The sequence below is a fragment of the Alteribacter populi genome (genome assembly GCF_002352765.1).
GTDB classification, from domain to species: domain Bacteria; phylum Bacillota; class Bacilli; order Bacillales; family Salisediminibacteriaceae; genus Alteribacter; species Alteribacter populi.
Genome location: NZ_KZ293963.1, coordinates 1,810,173 through 1,831,760, shown reverse-complemented (window position 1 = coordinate 1,831,760; position 21,588 = coordinate 1,810,173). Strand labels below are relative to the sequence as shown.

Sequence of the window (21,588 nt, the reverse complement as noted above, 5' to 3'; positions counted from 1 at the left end):
GAGATGTCTAACGGGACATCTCTTTTTTAGTCTTGGGAACAATAACTAAGGTAGACAACTGTTTCTTATTGAGAATATTTCTCATTGACAGAACCAATGTAAAACTCTATAATTCAATTGAAAATGATTATCTATTGTGTCTAACTGAGAATAAATGGGAGGAAATAGAAATGGTCAAGAAGTGGGGAATGATCTTATCAGCTAGTGTTATCGTGCTTACTGGTTGTGGTGAGGAAACAGAAAACTTACCTGAGCAAGATGAAGATACATATGAAAGTGAAACAGAAAATTCAGCTACTGGAGATGGTGAAACTACGATTACACATGCGTTGGGAGAGACAACATTAGAGGAAAAGCCAGAACGTATAGTTGTCTTAGAGTGGGTTTACGCTGAAAACCTGCTTGCTTTAGGTACCCAACCCGTAGGTGTAGCCGATATTGATGGCTATGATGCTTGGGTTAATGTTGAACCTGAATTAGCTGAAGATGTAACAGATGTAGGGACAAGACAGGAGCCAAGTCTTGAAGAAATTGCTCGTTTAGAGCCAGACCTGATTATTACAGCAGCTTCACGTCATGAAGGCATTCAGAGTCAATTAGAACAATTGGCGCCAACCGTAATGTTTGAGCCTTATCCTGAAGAAGGGGAAGGTGATCAATATGAAGAAATGATTTCTACTTTTGAAGAAATGGCTAAAGCTGTTGGAAAAGAACAGGAAGCAGTTGAAGTACTGGCTGATCTTGAAGATTCATACGATATGCTTGCTGAACAGATCAATGACGCAGGGTTAACGGATACTGAAGTTCTTCTCTCGCAAGCCTACAGTGCGAATGAAACAGCCGTTTTGCGATTGTTTACGGATAATTCAATGGCCGTCCAGATTATGGAACAAATTAATTTGCAGAATGCTTTTGATGGCAGAGATTTCGAACTGTATGGTTACGTGGAAACGGGTGTTGATCAATTAGAGCGGTATGAGGATGCTCATTTTACTTATATCGTTCAAGAAGATGATAATGTTTTCGAAAATCAGCTCAAAGACAATATCGTTTGGAATAAGCTGAACTTTGTACAAGAACACAGAAACTATGCTTTGCCAGGAGATACTTGGACATTTGGTGGTCCACTGTCGGCTGAAGTATTTGCTGAACAAATGACAGACATTCTTGTTGGAGAGTAATCGATGATGATTAAGAATAATAAAATGAAGAGTATCCTCGTCTTTGGAGGAGGAGGAGCTCTTCTTTTTCTTTTTTCATGGCTTCATCTTTTTCAGAGTGCAGGTACATATACCTCTAAAATCGTACTTGAAGCTGTTATGTTTCAAGGTGACACAGTCCAGCACGAGATCGTTCGTTCCATATATTTACCAAGGATTGCAATCGGGATTTTAGCAGGCGCTTCGTTAGCCGTAGCCGGTGTGCTGTTTCAAACACTTACGAAAAATCCTCTAGCATCTCCAGCTACGTTAGGTGTAAATGCAGGCGCTTATTTTTTTGTTGTGTTAGGTGCGGTTCTTTTACCTACTGCATTTTTTACGAATGGATTTGTGATGGCATTTGCAGGAGGAGCGCTTGCAGCAATTTTAGTTTTTGTTATGTCTGGAGGTTTTCACGCAACTCCTGTAAAAATGGCGTTAGCCGGAATGATTCTTACGCTACTATTTTCTTCCCTAACCTCGATTTTTCAAATTTTTTATGAAACAGAAACGTCTGGCCTCTTTCTTTGGGGCAATGGAAGTCTCGTACAACAAGATTGGCGGGGTGTATTATTTGCTATCCCGATTTTAATCTTGGTAACATGCGTAGCTTTACTGCTATCAGGGAAAATGGACATTCTTTTATTAGGTGAAGAAAAAGCAGCATCGCTTGGGGAAAACATTAAGCAGACGCAAGTCGTTTTGTTTATTTTAGCTGTCGGGTTAACAGCAACGACAGTGAGTGTTGTGGGGCCGATTGGATTCGTTGGTTTGATCGCTCCACACTTAATGAGACTTATAGGCTTTCGCAAACATCGTCCTCTTATTCTTGCGTCACTTCTCTGGGGAGCAAATATCTTGTTGTTCGCAGATATTTTAGGGAGAGTGCTTGATCCAACTCTTAAAGAAGTACCAGTAGGGTCGGTTACGGCTTTAATCGGTGCGCCTTGGCTAATATATCTCATCTTCAGGCACCGTTCGATGTTTAGAAGAACTAATGAGACAATGACACTTGGCGGTTCAAATAGAAAGAAGAGAATCCCGTATAAATGGCTTATCGTTCTAGGCTTAGCAGGGTTAGTTATTTCTTTCATCTTTGGCGTGGTGGCTAGTGGTCAAGGCTTGCAATGGGCTGAGACTTGGCAGGCTCTGACGAACCCTGATAATCATGGGCTTCGCTTTATTGTACTCGAGTTAAGAATGAGCAGGGTGTTGGTTGCCTTAGTATGTGGCCTACTACTTGCTATGAGTGGATTAATCTTTCAAGGAATTTTACGGAATCCGTTAGCAGATCCGTCTGTTCTCGGTGTAACCGCAGGGGCAGGAATGGGAGCAATCCTCGTATTGTTTCTATTCACGAATATTTCTGTTGCCCTTTTGCCAGTGGGAGCGATTGCAGGAGCAGTTTTAGCGATTGCTATAGTGTTAATATTAGGATGGAAACTGTCTTTTCAGCCTTCTGCATTAGCACTAATCGGAATCGCGGTGTCTTCTTTCGCAAGTGCGATCATCCAATTATTTATTACTCGCTTTAATATGAATGCTGCCGGGGCGCTCACTTGGCTGTCAGGAAGTACATATGCCACTGGATTCCCGGAGCTGCAGCTTTATTTATTAATCCCATTACTCATTTTACTTCCGGTATCTTTCATCTATATGAAAAGATTAAATGTATTAGGCTTGGGGGAAGATGAAGCAGTTAATTTAGGAGAGAATGTATCACAAACACGGATTGTTTTAGCGATTATAGCAACTGTGGCAGCTGCGAGCTCCGTTGCTGCAGTTGGAACAATTGGGTTTGTCGGTCTTGTTGCCCCTCACTTGGCAAGGCTGTTGAGTGGATACGACAATCGGAAAATATATGGGCTTTCCTTACTATTTGGTGGTATTTTACTTGTAGTAGCGGACACGTTTAGCCGGGTTATTTTATTTCCAAAAGAAATTCCTTCTGGGTTAGTAGTAGCCTTAATTGGTGCGCCATTATTCCTGTGGTTAATGAATAGACAACATAATCGGTAGTGAGAAACAATTGAAGCGCTCTTTTACAGTACGGGACATGCAATTTTTAGTGGAGAAGTAAAACGCTTGAGGATAAGATCCTCAAGCGTTTTGTATGTGCTATCCAATATTGTCTGGCTCTACTGAATTGCCTGCTGCTATTTTATTTAGCAGAAGTAACAGGAGAAGCACATAAATCATAAGAGTAACAAAGCGGGGCACCGCTGATCGGGTCATTTGTGATGAGCGCTTCAATTCCGAAGACCGTTTTAAGTACGAGTGGGCAGATAACCTCCGTCGGTTCTCCTTTATAGATAATTTCCCCTGATTTCATCGCAATCAGATGATCGGAGAATCGAGCGGCATGGTTGAGATCGTGAAGGACCATAACTATTGTACAACCTGTTTTTTCATTGAGTTGTTTCACGAGCTTCAGAATTTCTAACTGATGAGCCATATCCAGGTAGGTGGTAGGTTCATCTAAAAAGAGCATTTCTGTTTCCTGAGCAAGAGCCATCGCAATCCAAGCACGCTGACGTTGCCCGCCAGATAAAGCATCGAGTGTACGGTCTTTAAATTCCATCATCCCCGTATCGGTTAAAGCTCGATCAATTATTTCATAGTCGTGACTGCCTAAGCTTTTAAAGCGCTGACGATGAGGGTAACGGCCGTAGGTAACAAGCTCATAGACGGTAAGTCCATCAGGCATCTGCGGTGTTTGATTTAAAATCGCCAATTCCTGAGCTACCTCTTTTGTTTTCATAGAATAAATGTTTTGACCGTTTAATATTACTGTACCTGCTTGAGGTTTAATAAGTCGGGACATCGTTTTTAATAATGTTGATTTCCCACATCCGTTAGGCCCGATAATCGAAGAAACTTTACCCATTGGAATAGTGAGAGATAATTCTTTAAAAATGTATTCATTGTCATAAGCGACAGTAAGTTGAGAAGCTTGTAAGTGATCCATATCATGAGCTCCTTATAAGAGGATATTCAAAAAGTTCGGTAAAAATAGCAATAGCGACGCCAGTAAAGGGTGGGTTAGCCGCAGTTGAAGCAAAATCCACATGATCGCTCTTCGCTTCGTTGCTCAAAGCTGTGTCGCCTCGATCTTCCGCTCATTTTGTTCTACTTTAAGAAAGTTTAACTTTTCTAAAGGAATAAAGTATAAGTTTTCTTTATCCCTTTTACGTTGGAAGCAATGATAACCGTTATCAATTAAAGTATACGTACAATACGGAAGAGGGTCAAGAGTCCGGGAAGTGAATTCTCTTATTGTTTGATAATAGATGTGGTATTAGATATTATAATCAAGTGTAAATAAAAAAGACTGCCTGCAATCGGACAGTCTTTTTTGCACTTAAGTTAAATAGCTAAAGGAAAAATCAAGGCTTGGCTGCAAGCCGAGTCTTACGTCATCCAATGTTCTGCCCATGATTGAAAAGCGTCCATGGCAGGCTCTAGGGCTCGTCCTTTGTCAGTGAGAACATATTCAATGCGGACTGGTGTTTCGGGGTAAACATCCCTCTTGACTACACCTTCATTTTCGAGCTGTTTTAATCGTTCCACGAGCATTTTGTCGCTCATGTTTGGGATAACAGATGAAATTTCACGAAATCGTTTCGGTCCATTTAAAAGAACTCGTATGATTAAACCATTCCAACGTTTTCCAAGTAATTGAAATGCAGATTCAAACTTTGGGCAAAGATGATATTGATCCATCATTCTCATCTCCTTAAAAACTCATAATAAGAGGAGGTAAAAACTAGAGAAAATTGTCTTCTCCGCATTTTCTCCTTCTTGAATATGAACTAAATATTATTATATCACATATCACTTGACTTCTGTAAGCAACTAAAATAATATACTAACTAATAGTTAGTTACTTTAAATAAAGCGTTAACTTTCTTTTTAGAAGGTGTTTTGTTTTTGTTAGAGAAAGGAATATGAAATAAGGAGAACAACTCATTTTTGTCAGACTCATTTTTTTAAGAGTGTCATAAGTCATCCAGGTACAAGGAGAGGATCAATATGACTAAAATCTTTATTCCATTTTATAGCTCTTATGGAGACATTCAAAGGATGGAAAAAGCGGTCGGAAGGAGCTAGTGAAGTCGAAGGTGTATAAATAAAAATTGCCTGAGTGGAAGAATTTGATGCTGTAAAACAAGCAATGTCTGCTCAAGATGCTCAAAGTGATTTACCAGTTAGCGACTCACGGTGACTTGAAATGGGGAGCCGGCAGTAATCAACCTGATAAAAGAGACTTCGTCATGGCGAAACGATTAGGTAAACGTGTAGCTAGTATAGCGAAATCACTAAGAGGATAATCGAATCATCTAGTTGAAGACCGGCGAAGCTTAGCACCGCCGGTCTTTCTTATGCTCAGAAAGTATAGAGCGGACAGCTATGCAGTTTTTCTTAATGTTCACAAAAAGTTCGGGGGACTGTCCCCGCACAATTTTTCCTTAATTTCTCATGATAACAGGCGTCAAGTCCCTTTCTCGAGGGGGGTTACTCTGATATAATTGAATGATTGAAGGATCGATTATAGAGGGTGTTCAAAAAGTCCGGGAAAAATAGCTTTCGCGCCACCTGGAGCGTGGCTCCGTTGCTCGAAGCTACGCAGCCTCGACCTTCCCGGATCTTATTTTCCTTCTTTTGAACACGTACTTATTAGGGTGGTGACTGATTTGGAACATGAAGCTCCTAAGAAAAAATTTCATATCGACTGGATTCTCATCGTTACTATCGCTCTCATTTCCACGTTTGGATTGGTAATGATTTATAGTGCAAGTTTTGTAAGAGGATATGAAAGTCAAGGAGATTTCACCTATTTTTTTCAACGCCAGTTAATGTGGCTTGGTGTATCGGTGTTTTTATTTACGTTTTTAATGGTGTTTCCATACAGACACTACAGGAAGCTTACCCCTTTTATTATACTCGGTTCTGTAATCCTTCTTGTTCTTGTCAAGACGCCGCTAGGTATTGATGTAAATGGAGCACAGCGCTGGCTTGGAGTCGGTGGATTCCAAATTCAACCTTCAGAGTTTGTGAAGCTTGGCGTAATCATCTACCTTGCTTATGTGTACTCAAAAAAACAAGCGTACATAAATGACTTATTAAAAGGAGTATTGCCTCCTCTGTTAGTTGTAGGGGTATTGTTTGGACTCATTATGCTTCAGCCTGACCTCGGGACAGCGACGTCGATGGTGGCTGTTGCCGGTTTAATCGTATTTTGTTCAGGTGCCAGAAAACGCCACTTGTTCTGGATCGGGGGACTCGCTGTGATTGCCCTCGTATACTACGCCCGTTCGGCTGAATATCGCATGAACCGGATTGTTGGTTTCCGTGATCCATTTGAATTGTGGTCTTCAGATGGGTACCAATTGATTCAATCCTATATTGCTATTGCTCATGGGGGAATGACTGGCGCAGGTCTTGGACAAAGCGTCCAAAAGTTGTTTTACTTACCAGAAGCCCATACCGACTTTATTCTCGCTATAATTAGTGAAGAATTAGGCGTGCTAGGAATTCTATTTGTCCTAACCTGTATGGGTGTCATTATTATGCGTGGTGTCATAATCGGTGCTCGCTGCAGAGATGCGTTTGGCAGTTTACTAGCCTTTGGGATTGTCTTTCAGCTAGCGATACAAATATTGTTTAATGCAGGGGCTGTTAGCGGTTTATTACCAATCACGGGCATTCCTTTCCCATTTTTAAGTTATGGTGGGTCTTCCTTAATGGTGACCTTTGCTTCGTTAGGAATTTTAGCCAATATATCTAGAAGAACTGAAAAAGAACGTTCAGAGCGTTTGGAAAATGAACCGGAGGAGGAAAAAGAACCATCCCCGGCGTCAGCTGTCACGCCATTAAGGCCTGTACGATAGTCAATGAGATAAAATGTAGGTGGATAAAATTATGGAAGAACGGAAGTCGTCGATACAACAGCTAGATTTCACATTGTTATTTCTTCTTTTTTTGTTAATGTGTATCAGCCTTATGGCCATATATAGCGGTACAACAGAACAGTATACGCAGCTTGACTCTACTTTCTTCGTACGTAGACAGGTTGTGTGGTTTGCCATCGGTGTCATCTTAATGATGGGTGCGATGAGTATTGATTATGAAATGTTTAAAAACTTTTCCATTCCTCTATACGGACTTGGGATGGTTTTACTGTTACTTGTTCAATTCTTCGGACATGAAACAAACGGTGCGCAACGGTGGATTGGTCACCCTGATATCTTTCTTTTTCAGCCATCTGAATTTGTAAAGATCTTTGTCATTATCGCCCTTGCTCACCTCTTATACCGAATCAGCCAGGCTCCGAAAGAAAAAACATTTATAGGAGATGCTAAAGTGGTTGGTAAGGTGATGGCAGTGGGGCTGCCACCTTTTTTACTGATCCTTGTTCAACCTGACCTTGGAACAGCCCTGGTTATTAGTGCAGTTATGATGACGATGATTTTAATGTCAGGTGTGACATGGAGAATGATTGGACTTCTAGTCTCTTGTGTTATCGCTGGCATCAGCTCACTCGTTATTTTGCACAACTATTTCTTTGATATTTTTACTAAAATCATCGCTGCTCACCAATTGGATCGGATCTATGCATGGCTCGACCCAATGAGTGATACGAGTGGTCTTGGTTATCAGCTTTTTCATGCTCTCCAAGGAATAGGAGCGGGACAATTGTATGGGATGGGCTTCACTCGTGGAGCAAAGACACAAGGCGGAGACATACCTGAGCTCCACACAGATTTTATTTTTACGGTGATTGGAGAAGAATTCGGTTTTGTTGGAGCAACCGTACTCATCGTTGTTTATTTCCTCCTCTTATATCGAATGGTGATTATTGCTTTTAGCTGTAATAACACATTTGGGACTTTTCTAGTTTCGGGCGTAGTCGGTTTGTTGGTATTTCAAATCTTCCAAAACATCGGAATGACGATCGGTTTGATGCCAATTACAGGTCTAGCATTACCTTTTGTCAGTTATGGGGGGAGTGCATTGCTGACCAACATGATCGCAGTTGGGATTGTACTTAACGTCAACATCCGGACAAAGCATTACATGTTTGGTGAAGATTATTAAAAGTGATACTTAAGAGGGTTGTGTTATGCAACTCTCTTTTTTAAGAGTTAATAAATCATAAAAATATTAAAAAAATCTACGTTTCGGTGTCTAGATCCAGGCGCTGCGCTTTTGTTCCGAGATAAGAAAGTTTAGAACGACAGCTACCTTATAGCCGCTCGTCTCGAGGGAAAAGCATTCCTGAGACTCTAAAACATACGGCGGAACCTAACGATTTTTCGCATAGATTGTCGTTATTAAAACGAAAGAGCGAAAGGCGGTGACTCCAGCGGGAAAAGCAACGGCTGAAGACCCCGCAGGGTGGTTTCCCTGAGTAGGCTGAAGCGTTGCCCGCGGCATAGAAGACACCGTGATACGAACGAGTGAAGGAAGAATGGATGTCGCACTTGTGCCCTTGGGTGAAAGCGTCCGCCTGTAGTGGAATTCGAACGAAGATCTTATCTTATCAAAAAGCAATAATCTTTTAGGAAACGGCTTTAACAAAATACCGCTATGCGGTTTTTCTTATATAACGATTGAAGGGGTGTGAAAATGACGATAATCATAGGTTTTGGCAAACTAGCACAATCGGTCGTTTCGCTCTTGCCAATAGATCAACCGATTCATGTCTATTCTCGAACGAAAGAGAAAGTGATCGCTGCAAGTAAAGAAAATCCAAAAATTAATTGGATTGACCTAGAAGATGTACATAATGCTAGGAACATCTGGCTCTTTTTACCTCAAGGCGAAATTGAGCACTTTTTGGTAAACCATCGTCACTTCTTTTCTTCAAAAACAATTTTACACTATACAGCAACATCTCTGACAAGAGCAGATATTCAGCAGTGGCTCCCTGATGAAGTAGAAGCTGTTCCGTGTAAGTTTGTAACGCAAGCAGATCAATTAAGAAAAGACGGCTTTGGCCTAGCGGCTGTTGACCCTTCAGCACAAAAGTATACAGATGAAGTTACTCGTTTCTTAGGATCCAATTTTACGATCGTTCTCGCTCCCGAACAGGATGTGTTGGCTGTTAACAAGACAGCTACAAAACAGGGGATTGAGGCGGTCATCAAACTAAAGCGAGAACTCAAGAAAAAACAGATAGATGATGTTCTTATCACCAATGCTGCAAAGCAAATCATCCCTGGTGTGATTCATTCGTACCTAAACGATAATCTAGGCGGTTTTGGACAAAAGGCTGTAAAGGAGATAACAGATGAGACTTGATAAATTACTAGCGAATATGGGACTTGGTTCAAGAAAAGATGTCAAAAAACTTTTGAAAAAAGGCGGAGTAGCTGTCAATGGGGAAACAGTTTCCGATGGTAAGAGCCATGTTGATCCTGAAAATGAAGAGGTCACTGTATATGGGGAACAAATTGAATACAAGGAGTTCATCTACATAATGATGAATAAGCCACAAGGTGTACTCTCGGCCACAGAAGATGCAACGGACCAAACAGTTATAGACTTACTAGAACCAGAGGACATGATTTATGACCCATTTCCAGTCGGGAGACTTGACAAAGATACGATCGGATTAATGCTCCTAACGAATGATGGTAAATTGGCGCACCAACTTACCTCTCCTAAGAAAAAGGTTACCAAATTGTATGTAGCTACGATCGATCAACCTTTAACTGATGAAAAAATTAGTCAACTTGAATCTGGAGTCACTCTCGATGACGGATATGAAACTAAACCGGCAACTGTAGAAGTGATAGATGGAGGAGACGGTGTTAAAATCAGGTTAGGCATAACCGAAGGAAAGTTTCATCAAGTGAAACGGATGTTTGAGGCTGTCGGAAGAAAAGTAAAGTTTTTAAAGCGTGAAACGATTGGGGAGTTACGTTTAGACGAGGAGTTGGAACCTGGCACATACAGAGAGCTCACGGACGAAGAGCTTATGATGTTGAGAGGGGAATAACTCAATTTGATCATGAGCGCAAATACGGCTAGTTAATACAGTATAAGGACAGGAAAAAAATTCCCCCAACGCGAAAAGTTGGGGGAGTCGTTTTTAAGAGTTCAGAAAATATGAAAATCTACGTTTCAATGGCTAGCTCTAGGCGTCGTCGGCTTTTGCCAAATAACCTGACCGATTATAAGTAGAAAGCACTTTTTATTGGACAGAACATTTGCATTTCGCCGATAGTCGGGCGCCTTGCGCTTTTCTTAGAACGATTAGAAAGTATAGAGCTAACAGTTACCTTCACGCCGCTCGTCTCAAGGGAAAAGCATCCTTGAGCCTTTAAAACATGCGAGCTAACGCTGTTTTTAATAAAAGACCGCTATGCGGTTTTTCTTAATGTATTCACGAAACGATAGTTTTCCTCTTTGTAACGACCCATTTACCACGGGTGGGGCTTTTTACTAAGTTGTTATACTCTAAGACGTTCAAATCTCGTTGAATGGTACGCTGAGTTGTTCCGAATTCTTCAACCAATTCCTGTGTGGTGACGTTCCCCCTTCGTTTAATGTAAAGGTACATGGACTTAATCCTAGTCAGCATTCGGTCAGTTGAAGGTTTCAAAAAACCACTCCTTATCGAATTCTTCCCCATAGCCTGCTCTGGTTGGTTTCATATGTATGCATGAACCAGCCAAACATGACACTAGGGTGATGGAACAAAGGAAAGAACAAACTAAACTTGAGTATCGGTGAGTTTGCCTAAAGTGGGATGCGGTTCGGAAGCAGAAGATGTCTCAGCTGTGGTTTTCTGGGGTGTTCCATCTTTCAATATATCAAGCATGTCGGTTGCCTGGGCTGCTTGAGTATTTAAGGAGCTGTTTATAAGAGAGATATTTAGAGTATGCTGTGTTTGTTGTGTTTGAGCTTCCATCATAGAACTCAGCTTCACCGCGTCTCCCTCCTTTGACCTATATTTTAGCGAAAGGAAGTAAAAAGGTAAAGTTTTTTGCAACGTTTTTTTAAAGAATGAATTTCATAATTCTGAGCCCAGGCGGCTCAAGGGTTCTAAGACATGACAAATGAATGATGAAAGTGAGTCAAAGAGTAAAGAAAGCATAAAAATCTACGTTGCGGTGTCTACCTTCAGGGCTCTATCGGCTCGCGTCAAATAACTTTTTAAGCGTCTTTTTAACTCTAATGATCTTAGGGTAAAACGAATTTGTCCTCTACTATTATGTGAGTTGAAAAGCTGTAATACAGCAGACTTTTCATTTTACCAAGAAGAACGTATACTAAACTCAATTACAAGTGTTGGAAAGGGGAAACAGATGGATTGGATTGAACATATTCAAGAGAGAAAATCAGACGTAATTAAAGATACGCAGGCGCTTTTGCGTCATAAAAGTGTTCTCGATGAATCGACGGCAACAGAAACAAGGCCTTTTGGCGAAGGGATTGACCGTACATACCGCTGGTTACTAGATAAGGCTAAGGCTGATGGTTTTACTACAAAAGACATAGGCGGTTATGCAGGACATATTGAATACGGTGAAGGTGACGAGTTAGTAGGGATTCTTTGTCATATTGATGTCGTCCCAGAAGGTGATGGCTGGTCCAAGGATCCGTACGGTGCTGAAATCGCCGATGGAAAAATTATCGCTAGAGGTGCAATTGACGATAAAGGTCCTACAATGGCGGCATACCATGCTTTAAAGCTCGTTAAAGATTTGAACCTTCCTTTATCTAAACGCGTACGACTCATTATCGGGACAGATGAAGAAAGCCAATGGCGTTGCGTGGACAAATACTTTAAAGAAGAAGAGATGCCAGTCACAGGCTTTGCTCCTGATGCGGATTTCCCGATCATTTATTCTGAGAAGGGGATTTGTGATATACAGTACAGCCAGTCTGTCCTAAAAGAGCAACCAAAAGACGTAGAAAACACTCTCGTCCGTTTTTCTTCAGGTCATCGCTTAAATATGGTGCCGGAAAAAGGGGAGGCTGTCGTCAAATCGGGATCACCTGAGACGATGAAGACGGTATTTGAAGAATATCTGGTTCAGGAACAGTTACAGGGCAAGACTTCTCTTAACAAAGAACATCAGCTTGTATTAACTGTTCAAGGAAAGTCCGTTCATGGCATGGAACCTAATAAAGGTATCAATGGTGGTCTTGAATTAGCTCGATTTTTAAATCGGTATCATTGGGATGAGCAGGGAGGTTATTTCTTAGAGTTACTTGCGGAAAAATTTGCGAGGGATTCAAGAGGAAAAAGCTTAGGAATTCATCACATAAACGAAGAGTTGGGAGATTTAACCCTCAACTTAGGGGTTCTGAACTATGATCAAAATAATGGTGGCAAAATTGGCGTGAACCTTCGCTACCCAAAAGGCGTTATCTTTACTGATGTCAAAAAGACTTTAGATAAAATACTAAAAGCGTACCGATTTGACGGGAGCATCCTTACTCATGAAGAGCCTCACATGGTAAACGAAGATTCCCCTCTTATCCAAACGTTATCGTCGGTTTATGAGGAACAAACAGGTCTCTCCTCTAAGCTGTTGGCGATTGGTGGGGGGACGTATGCAAGGTCGTTAAATGAAGGTGTGGCATTCGGACCGTTATTTCCACACCGTGAAGACGTTGCACATCAGCCTGATGAAGCGATTCATATTGAAGATTTGCTTAAAGCTACTTCAATCTACGCTCAGGCGATTTATGAATTAGCAAAATAATAACAAAGGTTGCGATCACAGTTGGTACAGGTATCAGGACATCCATCACATAAACGGCTAATGTTTAATATGCGAGCATTCTACTTTCTATCCTTTTTTGCGATTGGCGCACTATTCCCGTTACTAAGTGTTTATTTGCAAAATGAAGTCGGATTAAACGGAGCTCAAATTGGAACGATCATGTCCATTGGACCGATTACAATGCTAGTAGCTCAACCGGTTTGGGGAATGCTTAGCGATTATACAAGGAAGCCGCGTATATTATTAACGATTGCTGTAATAGGTACCGGTGCGATTGGCCTTATGTATATCACAACAGATTTGTATCCTGCACTGGTCTTTATTGCGGCTTTCTTAGCAATATTTCAAAGTGCGATTATTCCTCTATCTGACAGCATGTCGATGAATTACGTCCACGAAAATGGTGGCGATTATGGTCGGATTCGGTTGTGGGGGGCAGCAGGGTTCGCTGTTGCCGTATGGCTTATGGGGAATTTGTCCGATTGGTTCGGGCAGTCCATCATCTTTTACGTTTTTGCTATTATATTATGGGCAAGTGCATTTTACGCTCTTCGCATGCCCAAAGATTCGTCTGTTGTCCGAGTTGAACTTGTCTCTGGATTACGTAAATTAGTCAAGGTTCCTCGGTTTGTATTGTTTCTAGTCGTTACATTTCTTGTATTTGGTCCGATTATGGCTAATAACTTCTATTTCGGCTTATTGATCCAGTTTGTAGGTGGTTCACTTGCAGGGGTCGGTTTCGCTTTTCTATTGGCAGCCGGAAGTGAAATTCCGTTTATGCGTTGGGCGGGCTCATTGATTAATAAACAGGGGATCATTGTGATTCTCTTTTTAGCTGCATTAGTTTCAGGTTTGCGCTGGCTCTTTTATTTCATGGAGCCTTCTCCAACCTTTATCTACGTTACAACAGTGATTCAAGGGTTATCCATTGGTTTATTTATTCCAGCAGCATTGCAGTATGTACGTAATCTTGCGCCTAGTGAGGTGAAAGCGACGGCTATAAGTTTATATTCGGCAGTGGGCAATGGACTTGGTGCCTGGTTTTTCACCTTTTTTGCAGGGCTAATTATGGATTGGCAAAATGTCTTATATGTGTATTTGTTTTACGGGGTACTTACGTTAATTGGGGCTGCATTAATTTTAGTCATTATGAGGCTCGAGAAACGGGGAGCAACGGTATAAAAATAGGGGATTCAGACCTTGAGCAAGCACACTCAGGGTTTGAATCCCCTTTTTAAGAGTTAAGGGAGTATAAAATTTCGGTGTCTAGCTCCACGAGCGGATTAGCGGGTGCCTTGCGGTTTTCTTGAAAGATAATTTATAAGTGGACAGCGCTACCTTCACGCCGCTCGCCTAACGTTCAAAAGCAATAGCAACAATTCTTTATAAAAGAGCCGCTATTTTTGATCAAAAATAAACAGGTCTGTTGAAAGGTAGCGTTCTCCTGTATCACAGGCAATTGCCACGACAACATCGTCGTTTGCTAGTCGTTTGGCTACTTCAAGGGCAGCGTAGCATGCTGCTCCTGATGAAGGGCCAACCAATATACCTTCTTCACGAGATAAACGGCGTGTGATGTCATAAGCATCTTCGTCTGTCACTGTGAAAATTTCACCGTATACTTCTTCATTTAAAATTGGAGGAATAAATCCTGGGCTTGTTCCGACGAGTTTATGAGGACCAGGCTTTCCACCTGAGAGAACAGGGGAGCCTTTTGGTTCGACGACATGAATACTTAATTCAGGATATTGTTTTTTTAGTTCTTCACCTGTTCCTGTAATCGTTCCACCAGTACCAGAAGCAGCGACAAATGCACTAAGCGGCTTGCCGATTTGCTCCATAGCCTCTTTAATTTCAAGGGCAGTAGCTTTACGGTGAGCGTCAGGGTTGGCTTCATTTTCAAACTGCATTGGCATAAAGCTGTTCGGAATTTCTTTTACGAGCTCGTGAGCTTTTTCGATTGCCCCAGGCATTTTCTTATCTCCTGGAGTTAGAACGACTTCAGCTCCATATGCTTTCAAGAGGTTAATTCGCTCTTGGCTCATCGTGTCTGGCATCGTTAAAATCGTTCGGTATCCTCGAGCAGCTGTATTCATCGCAATGCCAATCCCAGTATTTCCAGAGGTCGGTTCAATGATGACGGAGTTGTCATTAATAAGCCCATCTTTTTCGGCTTGCACGATCATGTTGTAGGCTGCCCGATCCTTGACACTGCCACTAGGGTTCATGAATTCAAGTTTCAAATAGACATCTGCCCCATTTTTTGGGCTTAATTTCTGCAACTTTACGAGCGGGGTATCTCCAATTAATTCGGCCATGTTATCGACTACTTTCACAACGTTCATCCTTCCTATTAGAGGTGTTCCTACTTTTGATCAGACATTTTAATTCTAACGTTATAGCTGTCCGCATTTGTATTTGCATGGTGGAGGCTATATGATGAAAAACTATAGAATAATATGAGTATGTCATTAGCTCAGAAATCATTCATATGAGAAGCATATTATACTTCCGCAGAAAGCGAAGTGTATTTCCGAAGCGGTAGGTTATGTCGCAGTTTATTTCAGCTGCGAAGATTAAAAGCAACAATACATACGAAAAGAGCCATAATTAAAAGAAAAATATTAAACATATCTGATGCCTTCATAATTCTGAGCAAAGGGGATAATCATTTAGAATAATTCTTCTTTTTTCCGTCTTTCCGTATGAATGATCTCGGATATAAGCATCTATATTTTATCATATCACTTTAGGTTAAACAAAAGGAGGCTTATTAATGGCAGGCCATTACTTTATTGCCTTACCTGTACCAGCTGAAATACAACCTTACCTTATAGAAACGCAAGAAACATTTGAAGTGAAAAGTCGTTTTAAACGTTGGACTGCATCCACTGACTTTCATATCACCTTATTATTTATGGGGGGATGGGAAGATCAAAAAAGAATTAATCTCTGGACTCGTATAAAAGAAGAAGTAAGTTCTAAGGCACCTTTCTTTCTTAAGTTAAATGAAGTAGGTTTTTTTGGCAGACCTTCAGAACCCCGGGTACTCTGGGCCGGGGTGGAATATTCAGAGGAGCTAATTGCTCTTCATAATAACATTAAAAAAATTGCAGAAACTCATGAGTTTCCTGTGGAATCACGTCCGTTTACTCCGCATATTACTTTAGGAAAAGGGTATAGGTCGGAAAAACCCATGAAAATGCGAGAATCATCCATTCGCATCCCAAAAGTCGCATGGAAAGTAGATGAAGTGGTTTTATACAAGATACATCCACAAGAAAAGCCAATGTATCGAAAGGTTGGAGCAGTAACACTATCATAGGCTATCGTCATGTCTTCTAATGTTTTTAGTTTTTTACTGTGACGCTCAAAAAATAAAGAGCAGAGCTTTAACTTAAGTGTATGTGGTAAACTTAAACATATCATATGACGACGGTGGAGAGGAGACCGCCATGGCACAACTCGTAAAACTAGATGATTATATTTCACGCTATCAACTTGATGTTTACCGATACTCAAGTCGCTATAACCGACTGAAGGCTGAGCGATGGGATCGACTGAAGAATGACTGGAATAAACGAAAAGAACGCTATAAATCTTATGCTTATGATGAGATCGTGACATCTAGCTATGGCATTGAAACTGAAAAGCGTACGATAGGCTGGAAAAGATGGCTTCCTTTTGGGAAGGGGAATAATGACAAAAAAGCGATAAGGGAAGAAGATCGACTTTCGTTCTCAGAGACATTTGAACGCCCTATTTCATCTATTGAAGCATTAAAAAAGACATTCCATGAAGAGCTTTATAGCTTTCAGCTTAACTGGGCAAGTTCGACGGTCACAGAAAAGTCTTATGTTAAAAAATCTTATGTGTATGATCCCTTTTTGGCTTTTCTTGTAAAAAAATTACCTGATACGTATTTCTTATTCTATTATCCAGTGTTTAACGTTCGAAAAGCACAGATTGAATTAGATATTATAATCGTTACACCAACAGACATTTGGCTTCTTCACGCATTACCTGGAAATAATCAAACCATTTATCAACCTTATAATGACCGGTTTTGGGTTAAGAACCAGAAGCCAGAAGAAGAGAAAATTTTGAATCCTACCATAGCGGTTAATCGGATGAAATCAGTTGTTTCAGATGTACTGCGTGAAAAAAATCTAACGTACTCTATTAAAACCGCTATTATTGCAAAAGAAAGTTTTATTGATTTGCCTCGTAAGGATCATCGGCTAGCCATCTATGATAAACGAACATTTTTAGAGTGGTTTGAGCCACAAAAAAAGAATCGCACCCCTGTTAAGCACGATCAGTTAAAAGTAACAGGTGCGATTTTAAGTCAATGCGAGACTAATTCCGAATTGCGGTCTGAGTTTATCAATGATTGGGAAAAGAAGAAAGATTCTTAGTTATGAGCCCGCCTAGTGCATTTGAACTAGCGGTTTTTTTAGGCTGTTTCGTAAAGTTTGTTGCTTTTTGAGCGCTTTTTCAGGTTTTTTCAAAGCTGTCACGCTATGCGTGACAGGGCAAGCATGCGCTTGCCTTACGCTCTAAAAACAAATAGCAACAATCTTTTAGAAAAGAGACTTTTTAAAAAATAAGAATTTAAGAGGACAGCTACCTTCACGCCGCTCGTCTCAAGGGAAAAGCAACCTTGAGACTTTAAAAAATGCGAGCTGACGCTGTATTTAATAAAAGACCGCTATACTGGTTTTTCTTGTGTTACTTTTCCATCCTTTTCAATTTCCAAATTTCAGAGGCATATTCTTGGATCGTCCGGTCACTGGAAAATTTACCTGAATACGCAATGTTCGTCACGCTCATGTTCATCCAAGTGGCTTGATCCCGGTAAGATTGTTCAACGAGTTCATGAGCTTCAATATAAGCATCAAAATCTCTAAGAACAAAATAAGGGTCATTGTGGTAAAGGGTGTGGTAATAAATATCTTTAAATTCGATTTCCTGTGAACCGAATGCGCCATCTTTGAGCTGGTCAAGGATTCTTCTAACTCGTTCGTCAGTATGATAAATATCTCTCGCTACATATCCGCCGTGGTTGTAGTAATGAAGAACTTCATCAGCAGTTAAACCAAAGATAAAAATATTTTTATCGCCGACCAAATCTTTAATTTCGATATTTGCCCCGTCAAGAGTTCCTAAAGTTAAGGCCCCGTTCATCATCATTTTCATGTTGCCGGTACCAGAAGCTTCTTTACTGGCAGTTGAAATTTGTTCACTAATATCAGTTGCTGGAATGATTTTCTCTGCCAGGCTCACATTATAATTTTCTAAAAAAACAACCTTTATCTTGTCGTGAATGGCTGGGTCATTATTAATAAGTGACGCCATACGATTTATCAACTTAATCACTTCTTTAGCAAAGTGATAGCTTGGCGCTGCTTTTGCTCCAAATAAAAAGGTTCGTGGGGTAATATCAAGCTTCGGATTGTCCTTAAGTTCATTATAAAGGTGGATCACATGAAAAATGTTTAATAACTGGCGTTTATATTCATGCAATCGTTTGATCTGCACGTCAAAAATCGAATGTTCATCGACCATGATACCTGTTTTTTCATGGATAAAGTGAGCAAGCTTTACCTTGTTATGGACCTTTACGGCCGAGACTTTATCTAAAAAAGGAGAATCTTTTGAATATCTCAATAAACTAATCAACTGATTTGGCCGTTGGATCCACTGAGGTCCAATAACGTCTGTAATAAGCGAGGAAAGTTCAGGGTTTACTTGTAGGAGCCAGCGTCTGTGCGTAATCCCATTAGTCTTATTATTAAACCGTTCAGGGAAGAGTGTATAGAAGCTTTTCATTTCTTTCTTCTTTAATATGTCTGTATGAAGACGGGCAACACCGTTCACGCTAAAGCTTCCGACAATCGCAAGGCGGGCCATATGAACTTGTCCATCAGCAATAATCGCAAGCTCTGGAATCTTCTCACGTAATAAAGGATGATCATTCCAAACCTTCTTACAAAAGCGTTCATTTATCTCCTGAATGATCATGTATAAACGTGGAAGGAGCGATTTGACCATGTCCTCAGGCCACTTCTCAAGTGCTTCACTTAATGTAGTATGGTTTGTGTAAGCAATGACCTTCGTTGTAATTTGCCATGCATCTTCCCAGCCAAATCGTTCTTCATCCATTAAAATCCTCATAAGTTCAGGTACAGCTAAACTAGGATGAGTGTCGTTAATCTGAATTACTATTTTGTCAGGCAGGTGGATCAATGAACGACGGACGGTCTTTTTATACTGCCGGAAAATACTTTTTAAACTGGCTGAAACAAGGAAGTATTGCTGTTTTAACCTCAAGACTTTTCCTTCATACATGGAATCATCAGGGTACAAAAAACCAGAAATTTGTTCAATCGAGTGTTTATGGTCGAGATGATGATAGTATTGAGAACACTGACTCGTTAACATTTCTGAATCAGAGGCGTTTGATTCAGCACTCCATAAACGCAGACTGTTAACGACCTTATTTTGGTAACCTGCGATTGGAACGTCGTAAGGAACGGCTGTGACTTTATCCGTATTCTCGTATTTAAATTCCAGAGAGCCGTCGTTCTTTTTAAACATATGAATGTCTCCACCAAAATGAATGTCAACAGATTCTTCCGCTTTTCGGGTTTCCCATGGGTACTCTTCTTTAAGCCAGTAATCTGGAAGTTCAACCTGGTGCCCATGAATGATTCGTTGTTCGAATAATCCATAGCGATAACGAATACCGCATCCATGTCCAGCGTAACGTAACGAAGCGATGGACTCTAAAAAGCAAGCTGCTAAACGGCCTAACCCTCCATTACCGAGACCTGCATCCGGCTCTTGAGCATAAACCCTTTCCGGATTGAACCCCAATTTTTTTAACGCTTCATTACACTCATTTAATAACCCGCTATTTAATAAGTTACTTTCTAATAAGCGCCCGACCAAAAATTCCATTGATAAATAGTAGACTTGTTTACACTGTTTTTCTTTGTATCTTTCCTGTGTCTGTAGCCAGTTTTTGTTCATTTCCTCAGTGACAAGTGCACTAACTGCATAATAAATGTCTTTATCTGTTGCCTCGTTAATGGCCACTCCTCTTACACTTTCCGCTTTATGTTCAATCGCTTTGATCCACTCATCAATGGTTAAGTGAGGCACTGACGTTCACTCCCTATGAATATATGTTCACATGTTCAAGTTCTTCATATAATTGTGCGTACTCATTAGCTGAATCTTTCCAGCTATACTGACTTTTATTTACATTTTTAAGTAACTGAATCCATTGGACCGGATCATGAAACACCTTTAAAGAATATCGAAGAGTTTCCAATAAATCATGGGCATTATAGTTGTTGAAACTAAAGCCATTACCTTCACCTGTAATTTCATTGAAAGGTGTGACCGTATCTTTTAAACCACCGGTCTCACGTACAATAGGTACAGCTTTATATTGCAGTGCAATAAGCTGTGATAGTCCGCAAGGTTCAAATTGTGATGGCATAATAAAGAAGTCAGCAGAAGCGTACATTTGTCTAGCTAGCTTTTCATCAAACGTTAGTTGGACAGAAAGGGAGTCAGGGTAACGTTGGCCGGCATGGTAGAAAAAGTCTTCAAATTCAAAATCACCCGTGCCGAGAACGGCAATTTGAACCTCTTCTTCTAAAAATTCATCGAGAATTCGTTGCATTAGGTGGATCCCTTTTTGTTCAACAAGTCTTGTTATCATGACATATAATGGTTTATCAGGGTCAACAGCTAGGTTTAACGTTTTCTGTAAATGTTCTTTGTTTATCTTCTTCTTCGCTCTTGAATGCCGGTAGTTTACATGAATATATGGATCTTTCAATGGATGGTAATCACCAGTATCGATTCCGTTAATAATGCCGGAAACGTCGTCTTCGCGCTCGAGTAGCAATGGGTGCAGCCCTTCACTGTAAAAGGGATCTTTGATCTCTTCTGCATAGCTTGGACTTACCGTAGTTACTTTATCTGCGTGAAAAATACCGCTTTTCATGCAGTTCAACACGCCGTTCCATTCGAGGCCTCCGAAATGGGACATTGATAAATTGAAAAAATCATCGAACATATCATGAGGCATAATGCCTTGATATTTAATGTTATGAATCGTGAAGACTGTTTTAATATCTGGGATGGGCTGCAGTATTTTCGCAAAAGCAACAACTAGTCCTGTTTGCCAATCATGAGCATGGATCACATCAGGTGTGAAATTTAGATGGGGGAGAGCCTCAATAACAGCACGACTAAAGAAAACAAAACGTTCTCCATCATCGTAATACCCGTATACCCCTTTTCTAGTAAAATAATAGTCATTAGCAATGAAATAATAATCTACTCCGTTATGTTCTAACATAGATATCGAAGCTTCCTGGTTACGCCAACCGATCGGTACATTAATCGAAGCGACTTGCTCCATCTGAGATTGCCAGTGCGAAGGGATTTCATCATAAAATGGCAAAATAACCTTCACCTTAGTATTCTGAGTTTTGTTTAAAGATTGGGGGAGTGATCCGATGACATCGGCTAGTCCTCCTGTTTTAACAAATGGCGTGCATTCCGAGGCAGTAAATAATATGTTTTTCATCATCGAACTCCTCTCTTTTAGATTGACCCATTTC

The 21,588-nt window shown here is 40.6% G+C and carries 18 protein-coding genes; 11 read left to right on the top strand and 7 right to left on the bottom strand.

The genetic code is table 11. The features are described 5' to 3' along the window. The first annotated feature begins 170 nt into the window (after positions 1-170). Positions 171-1,181, top strand: coding sequence for an ABC transporter substrate-binding protein (locus CDZ94_RS08870; protein ID WP_096436255.1), 1,011 nt, complete (start codon positions 171-173; stop codon positions 1,179-1,181). Between the two features lie 3 nt (positions 1,182-1,184). After that, positions 1,185-3,218: an iron ABC transporter permease gene (locus CDZ94_RS08865; RefSeq protein ID WP_096436253.1), complete on the top strand. Its 2,034-nt coding sequence runs from the start codon at positions 1,185-1,187 to the stop codon at positions 3,216-3,218. Between the two features lie 142 nt (positions 3,219-3,360). Here CDZ94_RS08865 and CDZ94_RS08860 read toward each other — a convergent pair whose 3' ends face one another. After that, complete coding sequence (locus CDZ94_RS08860; protein WP_096436251.1) at positions 3,361-4,167, bottom strand: ABC transporter ATP-binding protein; 807 nt, start codon at positions 4,165-4,167, stop codon at positions 3,361-3,363. Between the two features lie 443 nt (positions 4,168-4,610). Then, positions 4,611-4,922: a winged helix-turn-helix transcriptional regulator gene (locus CDZ94_RS08855; RefSeq protein WP_096436249.1), complete on the bottom strand. Its 312-nt coding sequence runs from the start codon at positions 4,920-4,922 to the stop codon at positions 4,611-4,613. A 473-nt stretch (positions 4,923-5,395) separates the two neighbouring features. Here CDZ94_RS08855 and CDZ94_RS21830 point away from each other — a divergent pair, with 473 nt between their 5' ends. The 5 genes from CDZ94_RS21830 (at position 5,396) to CDZ94_RS08835 (ending at position 10,203) form a co-directional block, all read left to right on the top strand. Further along, entirely contained in the window at positions 5,396-5,530 is a 135-nt protein-coding gene (locus CDZ94_RS21830) for a hypothetical protein (RefSeq protein ID WP_280951844.1), read from the top strand. A 363-nt stretch (positions 5,531-5,893) separates the two neighbouring features. Continuing rightward, positions 5,894-7,090, top strand: coding sequence for a putative lipid II flippase FtsW (gene ftsW, locus CDZ94_RS08850; protein ID WP_096436247.1), 1,197 nt, complete (start codon positions 5,894-5,896; stop codon positions 7,088-7,090). 31 nt (positions 7,091-7,121) lie between these two features. Continuing rightward, positions 7,122-8,297, top strand: coding sequence for a rod shape-determining protein RodA (rodA, locus tag CDZ94_RS08845; RefSeq protein ID WP_096436245.1), 1,176 nt, complete (start codon positions 7,122-7,124; stop codon positions 8,295-8,297). Between the two features lie 531 nt (positions 8,298-8,828). Next, on the top strand, positions 8,829-9,503 hold the full coding sequence (locus CDZ94_RS08840; RefSeq protein ID WP_096436243.1) for a hypothetical protein: 675 nt from the start codon (positions 8,829-8,831) through the stop codon (positions 9,501-9,503). Then, complete coding sequence (locus CDZ94_RS08835) at positions 9,493-10,203, top strand: pseudouridine synthase (RefSeq protein WP_096436241.1); 711 nt, start codon at positions 9,493-9,495, stop codon at positions 10,201-10,203. The genes CDZ94_RS08840 and CDZ94_RS08835 overlap by 11 nt, the downstream gene beginning before the upstream one ends. Before the next feature lie 387 nt (positions 10,204-10,590). Here the strand turns inward: CDZ94_RS08835 and CDZ94_RS08830 are convergent, their stop codons facing one another. Both CDZ94_RS08830 and CDZ94_RS08825 read right to left on the bottom strand, forming a co-directional pair. Beyond that, a complete protein-coding gene (locus CDZ94_RS08830) occupies positions 10,591-10,809 on the bottom strand; it encodes a DeoR family transcriptional regulator (protein ID WP_232735711.1) in 219 nt (72 codons plus the stop codon). A 111-nt stretch (positions 10,810-10,920) separates the two neighbouring features. Further along, positions 10,921-11,136 carry a polyribonucleotide nucleotidyltransferase gene (locus CDZ94_RS08825; protein ID WP_096436237.1) on the bottom strand — a complete coding sequence of 72 codons (216 nt, stop codon included), beginning with the start codon at positions 11,134-11,136 and terminating at the stop codon, positions 10,921-10,923. Positions 11,137-11,515: 379 nt separating this feature from the next. On the opposite strand from CDZ94_RS08825, the gene pepV reads away from it, so the two are divergent. Together pepV and CDZ94_RS08815 are read left to right on the top strand one after the other, a co-directional pair. Next, positions 11,516-12,922 carry a dipeptidase PepV gene (pepV, locus tag CDZ94_RS08820; protein WP_096436235.1) on the top strand — a complete coding sequence of 469 codons (1,407 nt, stop codon included), beginning with the start codon at positions 11,516-11,518 and terminating at the stop codon, positions 12,920-12,922. A gap of 21 nt (positions 12,923-12,943) precedes the next feature. Continuing rightward, the gene (locus CDZ94_RS08815; RefSeq protein WP_280951843.1) at positions 12,944-14,125 is read left to right on the top strand and encodes an MFS transporter; all 1,182 of its coding nucleotides are present in this window, start codon (positions 12,944-12,946) and stop codon (positions 14,123-14,125) included. Between the two features lie 215 nt (positions 14,126-14,340). Here the strand turns inward: CDZ94_RS08815 and cysK are convergent, their stop codons facing one another. Beyond that, positions 14,341-15,279: a cysteine synthase A gene (gene cysK, locus CDZ94_RS08810; RefSeq protein ID WP_096436233.1), complete on the bottom strand. Its 939-nt coding sequence runs from the start codon at positions 15,277-15,279 to the stop codon at positions 14,341-14,343. A 440-nt stretch (positions 15,280-15,719) separates the two neighbouring features. Here cysK and thpR point away from each other — a divergent pair, with 440 nt between their 5' ends. Further along, positions 15,720-16,268 (top strand): RNA 2',3'-cyclic phosphodiesterase, encoded by a 549-nt coding sequence (thpR, locus tag CDZ94_RS08805; RefSeq protein ID WP_096436231.1) that lies wholly within the window; start codon positions 15,720-15,722, stop codon positions 16,266-16,268. 130 nt (positions 16,269-16,398) lie between these two features. Next, entirely contained in the window at positions 16,399-17,361 is a 963-nt protein-coding gene (locus tag CDZ94_RS08800; RefSeq protein WP_096436229.1) for a hypothetical protein, read from the top strand. A gap of 313 nt (positions 17,362-17,674) precedes the next feature. On the opposite strand, the gene CDZ94_RS08795 is transcribed toward CDZ94_RS08800, so the two are convergent. Both CDZ94_RS08795 and glgA read right to left on the bottom strand, forming a co-directional pair. Further along, positions 17,675-20,110, bottom strand: coding sequence for a glycogen/starch/alpha-glucan phosphorylase (locus CDZ94_RS08795; RefSeq protein ID WP_096436227.1), 2,436 nt, complete (start codon positions 20,108-20,110; stop codon positions 17,675-17,677). Positions 20,111-20,123: 13 nt separating this feature from the next. After that, positions 20,124-21,554: a glycogen synthase GlgA gene (glgA, locus tag CDZ94_RS08790; RefSeq protein ID WP_096436225.1), complete on the bottom strand. Its 1,431-nt coding sequence runs from the start codon at positions 21,552-21,554 to the stop codon at positions 20,124-20,126. Between the last annotated feature and the right edge of the window lie 34 nt (positions 21,555-21,588).